Genomic DNA, 13,536 nt, shown 5'->3' with positions numbered 1-13,536 from the left:
GCTGTGGCGGACCCGGGCGTCCGGGTCCGCCACAGCGGTGTCCGGCGACGATTCCGCTCAGGCCCCGAGCAGGCGGATACCGGTGTCGAGCAGCGCCACTTGCTCGGCGAGGCGGCGTTCGTCGATCGGATCGCCGACGCGGTCGAGCAGATCCGCACGCGTGATGAGCAGCAGGCCGCCGCCCGCGGTGTCGGGGGTGACCGTTCTGCTGGTGGCGGTACCGCGGATTCCCGGCCCTGAACACGAGGCCGGTCATATGCTTGACCGATTCCAGACAACGGAGAACACTTTCGGACGTGCCGACGGACACGGAATTCCAGCAGTTGCTGCAGGGAGCGTCCCTCCGCGTCACCGCCCCGCGGGTGGCGGTCCTGCGGGCGGTCCACGACCATCCGCACGCCGATACGGACTCGATCATCCGCGCCGTGCGCTCCAGGCTGTCCGCGGTCTCGCACCAGACCGTCTACGACTCGCTGCGTGCGCTCACCGCCGCAGGCCTGCTCCGGTCCATCCAACCCCGGGGGTCGGTGGCACGCTATGAATCGCGCGTCGGCGACAACCATCACCATCTGATCTGCCGCACGTGCGCGAAGATCGCCGACGTCGACTGCCGCATCGGCGAGGCACCGTGCCTGACGGCCGCCGACGCCCAGGGCTTCACGATCGACGAGGCCGAGATCATCTACTGGGGCCGGTGCCCCGACTGCGCCACCGTCCCCTCCGCCGACGACTCCGCTCGCAGCCCGCACGACTCGTTTCAGGAAGGAATATCGTGACCACCGATAACCGCCCTCCCACCGGCGACAGCGACTCCACCAGCGAGAGCGAAAACCCGGCGATCCCCGCCCCCACCCCGCAGACCGACCGCAGGCCGAACGCCAACAAGGACTGGTGGCCGGAGCAGATCGATGTCTCGGTGCTGCACGCGCACTCGTCCAAGGCCAACCCGCTCGGCGAGGATTTCGACTACGCAGCGGAATTCGCCACCCTCGACGTCGAAGCGCTCAAGGCCGACATCGCCGCGGTCCTGACCGATTCCCAGGACTGGTGGCCCGCCGACTACGGCAATTACGGCGGCCTGTTCATCCGGATGAGCTGGCACGCGGCCGGGACCTATCGCATCGCCGACGGGCGTGGCGGCGGCGGCCAGGGCGCGCAGCGCTTCGCCCCGCTCAACAGCTGGCCCGACAACGCCAATCTCGACAAGGCGCGACGACTGCTGTGGCCGGTCAAGCAGAAGTACGGCACCAAGATCTCCTGGGCCGACCTGCTGGTGTTCGCGGGCAACGTCGCGCTGGAGTCGATGGGTTTCCAGACCTTCGGTTTCGGCTTCGGCCGGCCCGACATCTGGGAGCCCGAGGAGGTCTTCTGGGGTCCGGAGGACACCTGGCTGGGCGACGAGCGCTACGCCGGTGACCGGGAACTGTCCGGCCCGCTCGGCGCCGTGCAGATGGGCCTGATCTATGTGAACCCCGAAGGCCCCAACGGCACCCCCGATCCGGTGGCCGCCGCCCGCGATATTCGCGAGACGTTCGGCCGGATGGCGATGAACGACGAGGAGACCGCCGCGCTGATCGTGGGCGGCCACAGTTTCGGCAAGACCCACGGGGCAGGTGATGCGAGCCTGGTCGGGCCCGAACCCGAGGCCGCCCCGATCCAGCAGCAGGGGCTGGGCTGGCAGAGCTCCTACGGCACCGGCAAGGGCAGGGACGCCATCACCAGCGGCCTGGAGGTCGTCTGGACCGCGACCCCGACCCGGTGGAGCAACGGCTTCCTGCAGAATCTGTACGGCTTCGAGTGGGAACTGACCAAGAGCCCGGCCGGCGCCTGGCAGTGGAAGCCGAAGGACGGTGCGGGCGAAGGCGCCATCCCCGACCCGTTCGACGGCCCCGCGCGCACACCGACGATGCTGACCACCGACCTGTCGCTGCGTGAGGATCCGATCTACCGGGAGATCACCCGCCGCTGGCTCGATCACCCCGAAGAGCTGGCCGAAGCGTTCGCGAAGGCGTGGTACAAGCTGCTCCACCGCGACATGGGACCGCTCAGCCGCTACCTGGGCCCCTGGGTCCCCGAGCCGCAGCTGTGGCAGGACCCGGTGCCCGCGGTCGATCACGAACTGATCGACGAGCAGGACATCGCGACGCTCAAGAGCACCGTCTTGGCCTCGGGACTCTCGATCGCGCAGCTGGTCAAGACCGCGTGGGCGGCGGCGGCGAGCTTCCGCAGCACCGACAAGCGCGGCGGCGCCAACGGTGCCCGCCTGCGCCTGGAACCGCAGCGCAGCTGGCAGGTCAACGAGCCGAGCGAGCTGGCGCAGGTGCTGCCCGTGCTCGAGCGCATCCAGCAGGACTTCAACAGTTCGGCCGCGGGCGGCAAGCGCGTGTCGCTGGCCGACCTGATCGTCCTGGCCGGCTCGGCCGCCGTGGAGAAGGCGGCCGCCGACGCCGGTCACCCGGTCACCGTGCCGTTCCATCCGGGCCGCACCGACGCCACCCAGGACGCCACCGATGTCGAGTCCTTCGCTGTGCTCGAGCCGCGGGCCGACGGCTTCCGCAACTACGTGCGCGACGGGGAGAAGGCACCGCTGGAACGCCTGTTGCTCGACCGCGCGTACATGCTCGACGTGACCGCGCCGCAGCTGACCGCGCTCATCGGCGGGCTGCGTGTGCTCGGCGCGAACTACGCGGGCAGTAGCCACGGCGTCCTCACCGAGCGTCCCGGCGTGCTCTCGACCGACTTCTTCGTCAATCTCCTCGATCAGGGCACCGAGTGGAAGCCCTCGGAGTCGACCGAGAACGTCTTCGACGGTGTCGACCGCAAGACGGGTCAGGCCCGATGGACGGCCACCGCCAACGACCTCGTCTTCGGCGCGCACTCGGTGTTGCGCGCGGTGGCCGAGGTCTACGCGCAGCAGGACGCGGGCGCGCGGTTCGTCGACGACTTCGTCGCCGCCTGGGTCAAGGTGGTCGACAACGATCGGTTCGACCTGCGCTGATCGGGTGTCGAAGAGCCCGGGCCGACCCTCGGCCCGGGCTCTTTTCGCGTCGAGTTCGCCCTCCGGTCCGCCGCCCGGTGATTGACCAGCGGCCCAGCGGGTATGGCCCGCTCATACCGGTCAACCTGGAGGGAACCATCCATGACCTACCCGAATCCGCACCACGATTCCGCGCCGCAGCGCGCCGACCGACACGACGACGAATTCCCCGACCATGCCCGCACGACCCGCAGCCACGCCGGCGAGGGCCTGGAAGACGGTTACAACTTCCCCGGGATCATCCTGTGCGCGTTGGGCGTCATCGCGCTGGGTCTGTGCCTGACCGCGACCGGCTACGGGTTCACCGGCTGGGCGACCGTCGCCGGGGTCGCGGCGGTCCTGCTCGCCGGCGCGGGTGTCGTCTGGCTGCTGCTCGAGCACCGGCGCATCAAGGCCAAGGAGGGCCTGAAGCTCACCGATCAGCGCGGGCACTGACAGCCCCCACGCTGCGAGACCACCGAGGAAGGAACCCGCGATGAGCGAGTCCGACGACCCGGTCCCCCGGCTCGACCGTGACTTGGCGCTGGATGCGACCGGGCAGGCCGCCGATGTCGCCCGCACGCCCGCGCTGCCGGTGGCAGCCGCGGTGCTCGCCGGGTTCGTGGTCTGGCTGATCGCCCGGCGACGGCGGCGGTCCTGAGTCGCGGCCGGGCCGCCGCGCCCGGCCCGCGACTCCCCTGCCTCAGACGAGACCCTCGACGCGGGCCACCGACGGCGGGTTCGGCGGCGAGGCCGCGAACACGTCGATCAGCACATCCTCGTCGCCGTAGTGGGCCGTGGCCGCCAGTCCGGCGGTGCGATGCGCGATCGCGTGCACCTCGTCGCCGGTCAGCGGATAGTCGGCCACCACGTGGCGCCAGTGCGCGCACAGCAGCGTGCCGCCGGGTTCGAGGTGCGCGACCGCACGGTCGAAGGCCTGGCGCAGCGTCTCGGCATCGAGGTAGTAGCAGACCTCACTCAGCACGATGAGATCGAATTCCTCTGCCGCCCAGCGCTGTCCCAGCCCCCACCGGCGCAACTCCACCGACGCGTGGCCAGAACGCGACAGCCGTGCGCGCGCCGAATCCAGGGCCCGCTCGGCGACATCGGTGCTCACGAGGCGATCGCAGCGCCCGGCGAGTTCCTCGGTGAGCACGCCGATGGAACAGCCGGGCTCGAACCCGGCGCGGTAGCGCGCCCTGGGCAGCATAGCCATCGTCAGCGCGCGTTTGCGCCGCTCGTACCAGCGGAGCGTGAACTGCCACGGGTCGTCGTCGGTGGCGTACATCCGGTCGAAATAGCCTGGCGGCAGGGCGGACTCGGTCACTGGAAGAAGACCTCGTCGCGTGTGGTGAACCGATGCAGGACATGGGGAGGCAGGACGGGACGGTCAGCCGGATGGTCCGACAGCGGACGGATCTGACTGCGGTGCTGTGCCAGTGCCCGTGCCTTGGCCGCGACCGCCGACGACGGCAACGCCAGGCCGAAGGCATTGGCCGCGGCGACTCGCGGATGGTCGGGGCTGCCCCAGTGCCACATCCAGACGGGATACTCGAGCAATTCGGTCGCTGTGTTCGCGCACGCCTCGGCGGTCGCGCGGCCGACGGCTTCGTGGTCGGGATGGCCGTCGTGTCGCCACGTGGCGGCGCATCGAACCCCCGGCCCGCCCAGGACCGCGAGCACCTCGGTGAGCAGGTCGGTGAGTTCGGCCTGCTGCTCGGCGACCCGGCCGTCGGGCATGCCCAGCCGCATCGGCGCCCCGATGGCGAGTTCGTGGGCCGCGTTGGCCGATTCCTCGATCCGCAGGCCGGCCAGCTCGGCCGGGGTGTGGGTGGGCGAGCCGGGGTGCGAGGCTTCACCGTCGGTGACCGAGATCAGGGTGACCGGCAGATCGGCCGATCGCAGGTGCGCGATCAGCCCGCCGACGCCGAGTACCTCGTCGTCGGGGTGCGGGGCGACGACGATCAGATGCCGCCAATGCTTCACGCGCAGTTCGGGTCTGCTCTCGCGCCACGGCGTCCACGCGCCTTCCGCGGTGCCGGGATCGGTCGGGTCGATCAGGGGCATGGCCACCATGAGAACTCCTTGTCCGCCTGGTCTCGTCCGAGGGCGGCGAGATCGCGTTCGGCATGGCTCTGACGCAGGTACACCGTCAGGTCGGCGACTCTGCGCGCATGGGCTTCGTCGCCGCACAGCGGGCCGGCGCCCAGGGCGCGCCCGACACGGTCGAGGGTGTCGGTCGCCGCGTTCTCGACGATCGCGCGCACGGTCCTGGCCCGGAGTCGACCCGCTCCGGTGAGGTCGGCGGGGTCGGCATCGATCGCCTGCGCGGCGACGGACAGGCTGTCACGGGCGGCCGACAGACTCGCGGTGACCGCGCCCAGATGGGCGAGCGCGTGGTCGTCGGCGCGGCCCGCGGCGGCGCTGCGGTGCAGTGTCGCGGCGACCGCGCACGCGCTGCCGTACCAGCAGGCGGCCACCCCGATGGCGCCGTGCCAGAAACCGGGACGGCTCAGGTACGCGCCGGGGTCGCCGATCATCCGCGCCGGCGCACTGTCGAAATCGACGGCGCCGGAATCGGACCCCCGCATACCGACCGCAGGCCAGGTGTGCGGCACCGGCCGGACGACGGACCGGTCGAGCGCCACCGCGAACAACGCGCGCTGACCGTCGATCTCGGCCGTGACCAGTGCGTGTGTGCACATGCTCGCACCCGAGCACCACAGTTTGCGCCCCTCCAGCACCCAGCCCTCGGACACCTCGCGCGCCCGCAGCACCGGAGCAGGCGGCTCCGCGGCCCACACGCCCCAGAGTTGCTCCGGCGCCACCGCGAGTTCGGTCGACGGCCGCCCGGTGGCGCCGTGATCGATCTCGGCCAGGATCGCCGTAGCATCGGTGTGGGCTTCGGCCAGACGCCCGACAACCGTATCCGCATAGGCGATCTCGGCCAGCGCGCGCCATCGCTCGAGGGTCTGCCCCGAGCCCGGTAACGGCAGATCCAGCCGTCCGGATCTCGCCAGCGACCGCAGTTCCGCGGCGATCACCGGTTCCGATGCCGCGGCGCACAGGCCGGAAACCCGACTGTCGACGCCGGTCATGACACCTCCCGCGATGCGTCCCGCCCGATACGGCGCAGGTGCTCGGCGAACCCGTGCGGTGCGCGCCCGTGCCGCCGCGCGGAGGTGGTGACAGCGACGTCCCCGGCCCAGGCGATGGCGGCTCCGGACGCGCGCAACCGCGCGACCAGATCCACGTCCTCGCCGGTCGGCAAGGCCCGAAACCCACCGATTCCCCAGTAGGCGTCGGCGCGGAAGCCCAGCGCGGCGCCGTGCACATGACCATGACCCTCCGGCCCGTGCTCGAGATACTGCCGCTCGTAGATCCGCCGGGTCCGCGCCGAGTGCGCGTCCCACTGCCGCACCGCGACGACACCCGCCACCACCTCGAAACCCGCTCGCGCGTAGTCGAGCTGGGCCGACAACCACGATGGCTCGACCTCGGAATCGGCATCGGTGGTCGCGAACCAGGTCTCGGACGCACACCCCGAGCCCGCGTGTTCGAAGCCCAGCCGCCGCGCTGCCCCCACATTGCGCTCCCACACCGTCAGCACCTCGGCCGACGCCGCGACCCGCGCCGAACCGTCGGTGCAGGCGTCGAGCACGAGCTGCACGCGGACCGGGACGTCGACCCGGCGGACGGCACGTTCCAGCGCCGCGAGACACCGAGGCAGCAGTCGCTCTTCATTGCGGACGGGGACCACCACCACGATCCCGTCGATGTCGTCGCCGATCATGGGCGTGTTCTCACAGCCGCCGAAGACTGACTCATAGAGGGCGGCTACCCGTCCTTCGGCAGGGCAAACAGAAGGCCCAGGTCAGCCGGGTCGCTCGCCGCGGCGCGGCCGGCCCGTGGCCCGCGGTCGTCGAAGACGGTGCGCTATCGTCGGCATGTCGACGACGACGCCCGGTGCCCCCGGCGTTGCATGCTGTGACGAGCAGTCTCAGGGAGGAATCGTGGATATCACCCAGCTGATCCTTGACGACCACCACGAACAGCGGCGTCTGTTCGCGATCCTGGAACAGATCAACCGCACCGACACCGAGGCGCTGTCCGCGATCTGGGACCGGCTCGCCGCCTTCCTGGAACTGCACGCGCTGGCCGAGGAGGAGATCTTCTACCCGGCCTTGTTGCACGCCGGAATCGCGGCGAGGCGCACAGGCGCGGTCGAGAGCGAAACGCTCGACGCCATCCACGACCACAACGACATCAGGGACGCGGTGGCCGCGGTCGCGGATCATCAGGTCGGCACCGACGACTGGTTCGCGGCCGTCGCGGCAGCCAATCTCGCCAACAGCGACCACATGGCGGAGGAAGAACGCGAGGGCCTCACCGATTTCCGCCGCCTGGCCGGCGTGCCGCAGCGCCACGCGTTGGCAGTCACCTTCGCCGCCTACGAGGCCCGCCACTACGCCGGCGTGCGGCCGGTCGACAAGGACCCCGTCGCCTACGTCCGCGCCGCCGAGAATCAGGAGCCGCCGCCGAACGGATCGCTCGGTGTCGGCAGTCTCCGCTGATCGTCGCTACGAATCACCGTTCCCGGCCCGGTCCTCGGCGGCCATCTCGGTCGAGAACTCGGCGCCGTACAGCTCGATCTCCCACATCTTGTCGATGACCCGCTCGACCGCACGGGTGAGATGTCGGCGGTAGGTGGAAAAGGGCAGTCCGAGTAGTTCGGCGGCGCGTTCCTGGGTGGGCGCGGGTCGCAGGTAGGTGCGGTCGAGTGCCCGGTGCAGCTTCTCGCCGCGGGTTTCGTCGCGCAGGGATTCGCTCATCGTGGTGAGCAGCTCACGCAGCGTGGCGCCGGTGGCCGGACCCGGCCGACCGTGCACGACCTTCGAGCGCAGCAACGGGTTTCGTTCGAGTCGGCCCCCTCGGCCGACCTCGCGCCGTGCCGAACGCACCGCGTCGGCGAATTCGGGATGGGACAGAACCGGTTCGGCACCGGCGGCGCGGGTCGTATGGCGTCCCCGCCGACGACGCGATCATTGGTCAGGTCGAGCCACCCGGCGATCCTCACCCGCCGCCAGTCGTGGGCGTCTACCGCGTAACGCAGTCCGCCGACTTCGTACCCGGCGTCGTGCGCGCCACGAAAGTCGATGTAGTGCATGAACAGTTGCCAGACGTCGGATTCCGCGAACGCCGGTGCAGCTGTTCAGCGCCCGTGGCCGCTTCGAGAACGATGTCGACGAAACGTTCAGGATCGGCCAAGGGCAGGTAATGCCCGGCGCGGGGGACCACACTCAGCCGTCCGGCGCGGCAGGCCCGAACGAAGCGACGTTCATGTACCCGCAGGTGATCATGGCGGCCGTTGATCAGCCACACCGGGCCTGGGTGTGAGCCCAGTGCTCCGAGTACGTCGAATCGGCCGAGCTCGGCGAGCACGTCCGGGATCACCTCGGTGGCGATGCCTGCGCCGCTGACGGCGACCGCCACCGGCTCGGGCAGCATCGCGTCGAACAGCCGCGCACTCGTCCGCTGGCCGCCATCGGATTGCCGCGACAGCACTCGATGCATGACGGAGAACGGCAGCATCAGCGATCGGCTCGGCACGCAGGTGGAGCCGGCGACGACGAGGCCGGCCACTGCGTCAGGAGCCGCGGCCGCGGCCGCGATGCTGACGTATCCCCCTAGAGAATGCCCGACGACCACAGCGCGGCCACCGACGGAATCGATGGCGGCGGTGACTGTTTCGGCAGCAGCGGCGAGCGTGAACTTCTCGCCGCGACGACGTCCGTGGCCGGGCAGATCGACCGCGATCACCGGATGAGTGTCGGCGATGCGATCGGCGACCATCGTCCAAGCCGCCCCGCTCAGCCTGATTCCGTGGACGAGAACCACCGGCAGAAATTCCGACATCACAGCCCTCCTCAAAAAACAACGCTACGTTGCGTTGTATCGTTACGACATGTCCGCAACCGACCCACCTCCCGCAGGCCCGCGCAAAGCCGAGGTCATCCACCTCGCCGCCCTCGAACTCCTCGCCGAGACCGGATATGACGGCTTGACGATGGAGGCGGTCGCCCAGAGATCCGGGGTCAACAAGACGACGTTGTATCGGTGGTGGCCGTCCAAGGATGCGTTGCTGGCCGCGGCACTGACTGTTGCCGCGCCACTGCGGATTTCCATCCCCGACACCGGTACCTTTCGCGGCGATCTCGCCGCGCTCGGAGTCGAGATCGCCCGATTGCTGACCGCGGAGGACACCGCGGCCATCGCGGCGGCGGTCTTGTCCGCATCGGCGTCGCGACCGGCTCTCGCCACCGTCGGCCACCAGTTCTTCAGCGAACGACTCGAACGCGAGCAGGCCATCTTCGACCGGGCGATCGCACGCGGGGAGATCCCGGCCGACGTCGATGTCGGCGCCGTCATAGATCTGTTGGCAGGCTCGCTGTGGGCGCGCTCGGTCCTGCGGGGGCTACCCCTGGGCACCGACTACATCGACACCGTCGCCGGAATCGTCGCGCACGGAACCCATTTCCCCGACGCGCATGCCGAACGCGACGAGGAACATGCGCTCCGCCACGACGGCGCCTGACGGGTCAGCCACCGCGCATGCGTCGGTGTTCCGACGGAAACATCAGCCTGGTGTCGAGTCGTCGACAGCATTCGAGCCGTGGCCCTGAGCAAGGGCCACGGCTCGAATGCTGCGCGGTCGTACCGACGATCGTCCCTCCCCCCGAACTACCCGACCTCCCAGGTCGTTTCGTAGCTCTCGCAGCCGTGGGCTCGACCGCAGCCTCCGGCGGGAAAGGCGTTCAGGTCAGCACGACATCGCACCTCCGGACGTGTTGTCGAGACGCACCCCCAGGACCCTCTTCAACTCGCCGACACTGTCGGCACTGGGTGTCACCACATCCCGTTCCCAACGACTGATCTGGTTTCCGTCCCTGATGCCGATCCAGTCGGCCAACTCCGCCTGCGTGAAACCGGAGGCCGTCCTCGCCGCCCGGATGGCTTTGCCGATCGTGGACATGGTCTCCCCTCTCTCTCGATGCCTCGGCGCGGACCGCATCGGAGCGGGTGTCCATCGGCGAACACTCACACTCCTGAAGCGGTCTCGCGCAGCCACATTCGAACGATAAGGGCGAATTCGCCGCCGAAGCAGGCTGTGACTGCACGGCCACTGACTGTGCACGCACAAACTTCCGCGCCGTGGGAACTCCGTCGCTACGTCGGCGGGGTGTCCGCGTCGGAGGCGCTGCGGCGCCAGTCCCGGGGCGTCATGCCGAACGCCTCCCGGAATCGCCGGGTGAAGTGGGCGGCATCGCGGAAGCCCACGGCACCGGCCACGGCGGCGACGGAACGGTGCGCGTAACCCCGGTCGATCAGCATGTCGCGGGCCCGGACCAGGCGTTGTTCGATGATCCACTGCTCGAGGCTGATACCCGACTGCGCGCAGACCTTGTACAGGTGCCGGACGGAGATGTTGTTGGCGGCGGCGATGCCGGGAATCTTCAGGGTCGAATCGGCCAGGTGTGTCCGCACGTACTCGAGGATCTGTTCGATCAGCAGTTGCTCCGGGATGGCGCCACCATCACCCGGACCGCGGCCGGCCGCCGAGATCAGCAGCGCCCGAACCATTTCCAGGCACGACTCGCCCACCGAGGCGGCGGCCGGGTCGGCTTCGAGCTGGTCGGCGATCGCGACGAGATGCTGGATCTGCGCCGTGACCATCGGGTACAGCGGCGATGCCGCCAGCCGCCCGTGCGCCGCGACGACCGTTTCCGCGGAGATCCCGAGGCGCTCCCTGGACAGCTGCAGACAGAGCGTTCCGCCGAGACCGTGCCAGCCGGAGGCGAACGTGGTGGCCAGGTCGATCACCTCGCAGGCGCCGGGCTCGATCAGCGTTTGCGCACCGAACTGTTCGTGCCTGCGGACCTGCCCGTTCTGAACGGTCACCGTCAGGGTGTCGCTGGGCGTGATCCGCTCGTGCCGCCTGGTGCGGCAGACCTGGTGGCCGGAGACCTCCGAGCGGGTGAGCGCGATCGGACCCAGCATCCAGGCCTGGTGCCGGCTGACCACTTCCGCCGGTGAATCCCACATCTGCAGGTTCGCCCCGATATCGGCTTCCTGCAGGATGGCGGTGACCGCCTCGCGGCGGTCCGCCGGCGTGAAATAGTCGGAGTCGATCAGCACTGCCATCGGTGATCTCCACTTCGGATCCAAGCCGGCGGTGGAGTGCCTCCCGTCGCCGGCCGATGCGCGTTTCGGGTGGTGGCAATTCGGGGCAAAGGTGATTGCATGGGCCTGTAGTCGGCGATGCTATCGCGACATCGCCCGCTCGGAGCCCGATTCGGCAGGGTTGCGCACCGACCTCACCGGCCCGCGACGGCGTGTTCCCTTGCCGCGGTGGGCCGCAACGCCAGAATCCGGCGTTCGGCCGCGGTCGCCGTCGCGGCCCATTCCGGCCGCAACGCCGCATAGGTGCACACGTCGCGCCACCGGCCCTGGGTTCGGTACAGCTGTCGCAGCCGCGCCTCCGGTGTCAAGCCCACTCCCGCCATCACCGTGTCCATCACCGGATGATCGTGCCGATGCCCCGCCCAGACCCGGTGGATCCCGAGCGGCCCGAAGGCGAAGGCCGCCATGAGCCGCCCCGCCTCGATGCCACCCGCGCGCAGCGCCCCTTCCGGAATCACGACCAGACCGCCGATCATCGCGTTGCTGCCGAAATCCTCGACCAGCAGGCCGATGGTGCCGACCATGGTGTCCTCATCGGGTGCCGTGATCGCCAGCGTGTACTTGCGCCGCGGGCTCTCACCGCGGGCGCGCAGGGCGGCGTCGAACGCCGCCGCCGCTGCCCGGACACCCATGCTGTCGGTGCCCATGAATCGGGTCAGCTGTGGATCGGTGAAGATCCGCTGATAGGTGCCCAGATCACCGGCACGCAGATCACGCAACCGCAGTCGCGTACCGACCAGTTCCACGTCGCGCAGGTCCACCGTCAACGGACTTCCTCCATCACCTGCGCGAATTCCGCGTCGATCCGCCGACCTTCGGCGGGTATGAGCTCGTCGAGGTCGATATAGCTCCGCCCCGACGGGATCAGCTCGCCGAGCAGGATCCGGCGTGCGGTGTCCGCCACCAGCGCGCCGCCGAGCATCACCCCCGAGGCGAGTTGTGGCCAGCTGGACAGGGTTCGGCCGATCTCCCCGATCGCGTCGCGCATCGCCGCACTCAGCTGCGGCTCGTCGACGACCGCCAGCAGAAACGACAGCAGCTCGTCCCGGTTCATCCTCGCGACATCGGACGAGGTCGCCGTGCCGGTGCGGCCGTGGAACAGCGGGCGCAGTGGTTCGAGATCGAAGCGCTCGACATCGAGCAGGCCGCGATCATTGGCGTCCATCAGCACCGGGATCCCCCGGCTCCGCGCGTACTCGCGGGCGGCGACTTTCGCCCACACCGTGTCGCATTCCTCCACGAGCAGATCGAGCGGCCGGGTGCCGTCGACGCCGTCGAAGAACGACCCGATCGATTCCTCGGTCAGCCCGGCCGTGAACACCTCGATGTCGAGATAGGGGTCGATCTCGAACATCTGCCGCGCCGCCAGCACCGCCTTGGAAACCCCGAGATCACCGATCCCCGCCCGCAGCCGGTTCAGGTTCGACAGCCCGATCGTGTCGAAGTCGGCCAGGCGGAACGAACCGCCGACCCCTTCCATCGCCAGCGTCACCGCCGCGCTGTTGCCCACCGACAGCCCGACCACACCGATCCGCCGCTCGCGCAGGTCGCGCTGCTGCCCGCGGTCGATCTTGTTGCGGTTCCGATCGGTCCGCACCCGCTGGAAACCCTCGCGCGGCAGCACATGCACCAGCCGGCCGTTCCACGGATAGAACACCCACGTTCCCCACCGCCACAATGCGGTTTCGCCGCAGATCCGACGTCGCGACGCCGCCAGGGACTCCGCTGTCTGCGAGACAGCGGGGTCCTCGCAGCGGATCAGTTCGTCGAGCTGATCGTCGATCGTGTCGTGCACCGCACCGACAGCATCCGAGCCCGCCAGCGCTTCCAGATCGCGCAGTCCTTCCGGGCTCGACGCGTCGAGCAGCACGGGACGGAAATGCGATGTCGCGACGCCGGGCGCGAGTACCGGCGGACGCGGAACCGAGCGATGCCGAATCATGTGTGCACAAACCTCCGACCCTCATGAGACGAGCGGACACCGCGCGCCTCCTTCGACCAGGACGCGCAAAGACTACACACAGCACACTTTCAGCTAACTGACCTTCGGTCCACCGGCATGGCGCGCCCGCACTCCGGCCAAACTGCGACGATGACCCGCCGAGTCGACATGACCGGCAATCCAACGCCTCACCCGTCGTCGGTCTCGCTAAAGTCCCGCAAGCATCGATTTCGCGGCGTCGACGGTGCGGCGCCGTCCGGTCCACGGGGCGGACCACCACGTGGATCGGTGGGCGCCGCCACCGGGCTCCGGGCAGAGCAGCCGTCAGATCGGCGAT

General features: G+C 69.6%; 17 protein-coding genes. 7 read left to right on the top strand and 10 right to left on the bottom strand.

The genetic code is table 11. From position 1 onward, the window contains the following. Positions 1–3 precede the first annotated feature (3 nt). The 5 genes from ATM97_RS17700 (at position 4) to ATM97_RS17680 (ending at position 3,677) form a co-directional block, all read left to right on the top strand. Positions 4–240, top strand: coding sequence for a hypothetical protein (locus ATM97_RS17700; RefSeq protein WP_218719130.1), 237 nt, complete (start codon positions 4–6; stop codon positions 238–240). A gap of 56 nt (positions 241–296) precedes the next feature. Further along, the gene (locus ATM97_RS17695; RefSeq protein ID WP_218719129.1) at positions 297–776 is read left to right on the top strand and encodes a Fur family transcriptional regulator; all 480 of its coding nucleotides are present in this window, start codon (positions 297–299) and stop codon (positions 774–776) included. Then, positions 773–2,998, top strand: coding sequence for a catalase/peroxidase HPI (gene katG / locus ATM97_RS17690; protein ID WP_218719128.1), 2,226 nt, complete (start codon positions 773–775; stop codon positions 2,996–2,998). Before ATM97_RS17695 ends, katG begins: the two co-directional genes overlap by 4 nt. Before the next feature lie 141 nt (positions 2,999–3,139). After that, positions 3,140–3,472, top strand: a complete 333-nt coding sequence (locus tag ATM97_RS17685; RefSeq protein ID WP_218719127.1) for a hypothetical protein — start codon at positions 3,140–3,142, stop codon at positions 3,470–3,472. A gap of 40 nt (positions 3,473–3,512) precedes the next feature. After that, entirely contained in the window at positions 3,513–3,677 is a 165-nt protein-coding gene (locus ATM97_RS17680; RefSeq protein ID WP_218719126.1) for a hypothetical protein, read from the top strand. Between the two features lie 42 nt (positions 3,678–3,719). Here ATM97_RS17680 and ATM97_RS17675 read toward each other — a convergent pair whose 3' ends face one another. From ATM97_RS17675 to ATM97_RS17660, 4 genes are read right to left on the bottom strand one after another with little or no spacing between them, the layout of a single operon-like run. Beyond that, positions 3,720–4,343 (bottom strand): SAM-dependent methyltransferase, encoded by a 624-nt coding sequence (locus ATM97_RS17675; protein WP_308248529.1) that lies wholly within the window; start codon positions 4,341–4,343, stop codon positions 3,720–3,722. Further along, positions 4,340–5,092 (bottom strand): PIG-L deacetylase family protein, encoded by a 753-nt coding sequence (locus tag ATM97_RS17670; RefSeq protein ID WP_255587955.1) that lies wholly within the window; start codon positions 5,090–5,092, stop codon positions 4,340–4,342. Before ATM97_RS17670 ends, ATM97_RS17675 begins: the two co-directional genes overlap by 4 nt. Then, positions 5,074–6,114, bottom strand: a complete 1,041-nt coding sequence (locus ATM97_RS17665; protein ID WP_255587954.1) for an acyl-CoA dehydrogenase — start codon at positions 6,112–6,114, stop codon at positions 5,074–5,076. The genes ATM97_RS17670 and ATM97_RS17665 overlap by 19 nt, the downstream gene beginning before the upstream one ends. Continuing rightward, positions 6,111–6,809 (bottom strand): glycosyltransferase family 2 protein, encoded by a 699-nt coding sequence (locus tag ATM97_RS17660; RefSeq protein ID WP_218719125.1) that lies wholly within the window; start codon positions 6,807–6,809, stop codon positions 6,111–6,113. The genes ATM97_RS17665 and ATM97_RS17660 overlap by 4 nt, the downstream gene beginning before the upstream one ends. Positions 6,810–7,026: 217 nt before the next feature. Between ATM97_RS17660 and ATM97_RS17655 the strand changes: the two genes are divergently transcribed. Then, on the top strand, positions 7,027–7,590 hold the full coding sequence (locus tag ATM97_RS17655; RefSeq protein WP_374104877.1) for a hemerythrin domain-containing protein: 564 nt from the start codon (positions 7,027–7,029) through the stop codon (positions 7,588–7,590). Positions 7,591–7,596: 6 nt separating this feature from the next. Here the strand turns inward: ATM97_RS17655 and ATM97_RS17650 are convergent, their stop codons facing one another. Both ATM97_RS17650 and ATM97_RS17645 read right to left on the bottom strand, forming a co-directional pair. Further along, entirely contained in the window at positions 7,597–7,923 is a 327-nt protein-coding gene (locus ATM97_RS17650) for a hypothetical protein (RefSeq protein WP_218719123.1), read from the bottom strand. A gap of 190 nt (positions 7,924–8,113) precedes the next feature. Beyond that, positions 8,114–8,932: an alpha/beta fold hydrolase gene (locus ATM97_RS17645; protein WP_218719122.1), complete on the bottom strand. Its 819-nt coding sequence runs from the start codon at positions 8,930–8,932 to the stop codon at positions 8,114–8,116. A gap of 49 nt (positions 8,933–8,981) precedes the next feature. On the opposite strand from ATM97_RS17645, the gene ATM97_RS17640 reads away from it, so the two are divergent. Continuing rightward, entirely contained in the window at positions 8,982–9,611 is a 630-nt protein-coding gene (locus ATM97_RS17640; RefSeq protein ID WP_218719121.1) for a TetR/AcrR family transcriptional regulator, read from the top strand. A 225-nt stretch (positions 9,612–9,836) separates the two neighbouring features. On the opposite strand, the gene ATM97_RS17635 is transcribed toward ATM97_RS17640, so the two are convergent. The 4 genes from ATM97_RS17635 to ATM97_RS17620 form a co-directional block, all read right to left on the bottom strand. Continuing rightward, positions 9,837–10,049 carry a helix-turn-helix domain-containing protein gene (locus ATM97_RS17635; protein ID WP_218719120.1) on the bottom strand — a complete coding sequence of 71 codons (213 nt, stop codon included), beginning with the start codon at positions 10,047–10,049 and terminating at the stop codon, positions 9,837–9,839. A gap of 194 nt (positions 10,050–10,243) precedes the next feature. After that, a complete protein-coding gene (locus ATM97_RS17630) occupies positions 10,244–11,218 on the bottom strand; it encodes a helix-turn-helix domain-containing protein (RefSeq protein ID WP_218719119.1) in 975 nt (324 codons plus the stop codon). Positions 11,219–11,391: 173 nt separating this feature from the next. Then, positions 11,392–12,018, bottom strand: coding sequence for a GNAT family protein (locus ATM97_RS17625; protein WP_308248535.1), 627 nt, complete (start codon positions 12,016–12,018; stop codon positions 11,392–11,394). Positions 12,019–12,020: 2 nt separating this feature from the next. Next, positions 12,021–13,199 carry a ThiF family adenylyltransferase gene (locus tag ATM97_RS17620; protein ID WP_218719117.1) on the bottom strand — a complete coding sequence of 393 codons (1,179 nt, stop codon included), beginning with the start codon at positions 13,197–13,199 and terminating at the stop codon, positions 12,021–12,023. Positions 13,200–13,536: the final 337 nt, after the last annotated feature.

The organism is Nocardia sp. MH4, from assembly GCF_019266065.1.
Classification (GTDB): domain Bacteria; phylum Actinomycetota; class Actinomycetes; order Mycobacteriales; family Mycobacteriaceae; genus Nocardia; species Nocardia canadensis.
Note: the sequence above shows the minus strand (reverse complement) of the source record. Positions and strands in the feature narration are given on the sequence as shown.

Coding starts and splice junctions, on each gene's coding strand:
- ATM97_RS17685 (WP_218719127.1), top strand. CDS start 3,140: ATGACCTACCCGAATCCGCACCACGATTCCGCGCCGCAGCGCGCCGAC.
- ATM97_RS17680 (WP_218719126.1), top strand. CDS start 3,513: ATGAGCGAGTCCGACGACCCGGTCCCCCGGCTCGACCGTGACTTGGCG.
- ATM97_RS17670 (WP_255587955.1), bottom strand. CDS start 5,092: ATGGTGGCCATGCCCCTGATCGACCCGACCGATCCCGGCACCGCGGAA.
- ATM97_RS17665 (WP_255587954.1), bottom strand. CDS start 6,114: ATGACCGGCGTCGACAGTCGGGTTTCCGGCCTGTGCGCCGCGGCATCG.
- ATM97_RS17660 (WP_218719125.1), bottom strand. CDS start 6,809: ATGATCGGCGACGACATCGACGGGATCGTGGTGGTGGTCCCCGTCCGC.
- ATM97_RS17645 (WP_218719122.1), bottom strand. CDS start 8,932: ATGTCGGAATTTCTGCCGGTGGTTCTCGTCCACGGAATCAGGCTGAGC.
- ATM97_RS17640 (WP_218719121.1), top strand. CDS start 8,982: ATGTCCGCAACCGACCCACCTCCCGCAGGCCCGCGCAAAGCCGAGGTC.
- ATM97_RS17635 (WP_218719120.1), bottom strand. CDS start 10,049: ATGTCCACGATCGGCAAAGCCATCCGGGCGGCGAGGACGGCCTCCGGT.
- ATM97_RS17630 (WP_218719119.1), bottom strand. CDS start 11,218: ATGGCAGTGCTGATCGACTCCGACTATTTCACGCCGGCGGACCGCCGC.
- ATM97_RS17620 (WP_218719117.1), bottom strand. CDS start 13,199: ATGATTCGGCATCGCTCGGTTCCGCGTCCGCCGGTACTCGCGCCCGGC.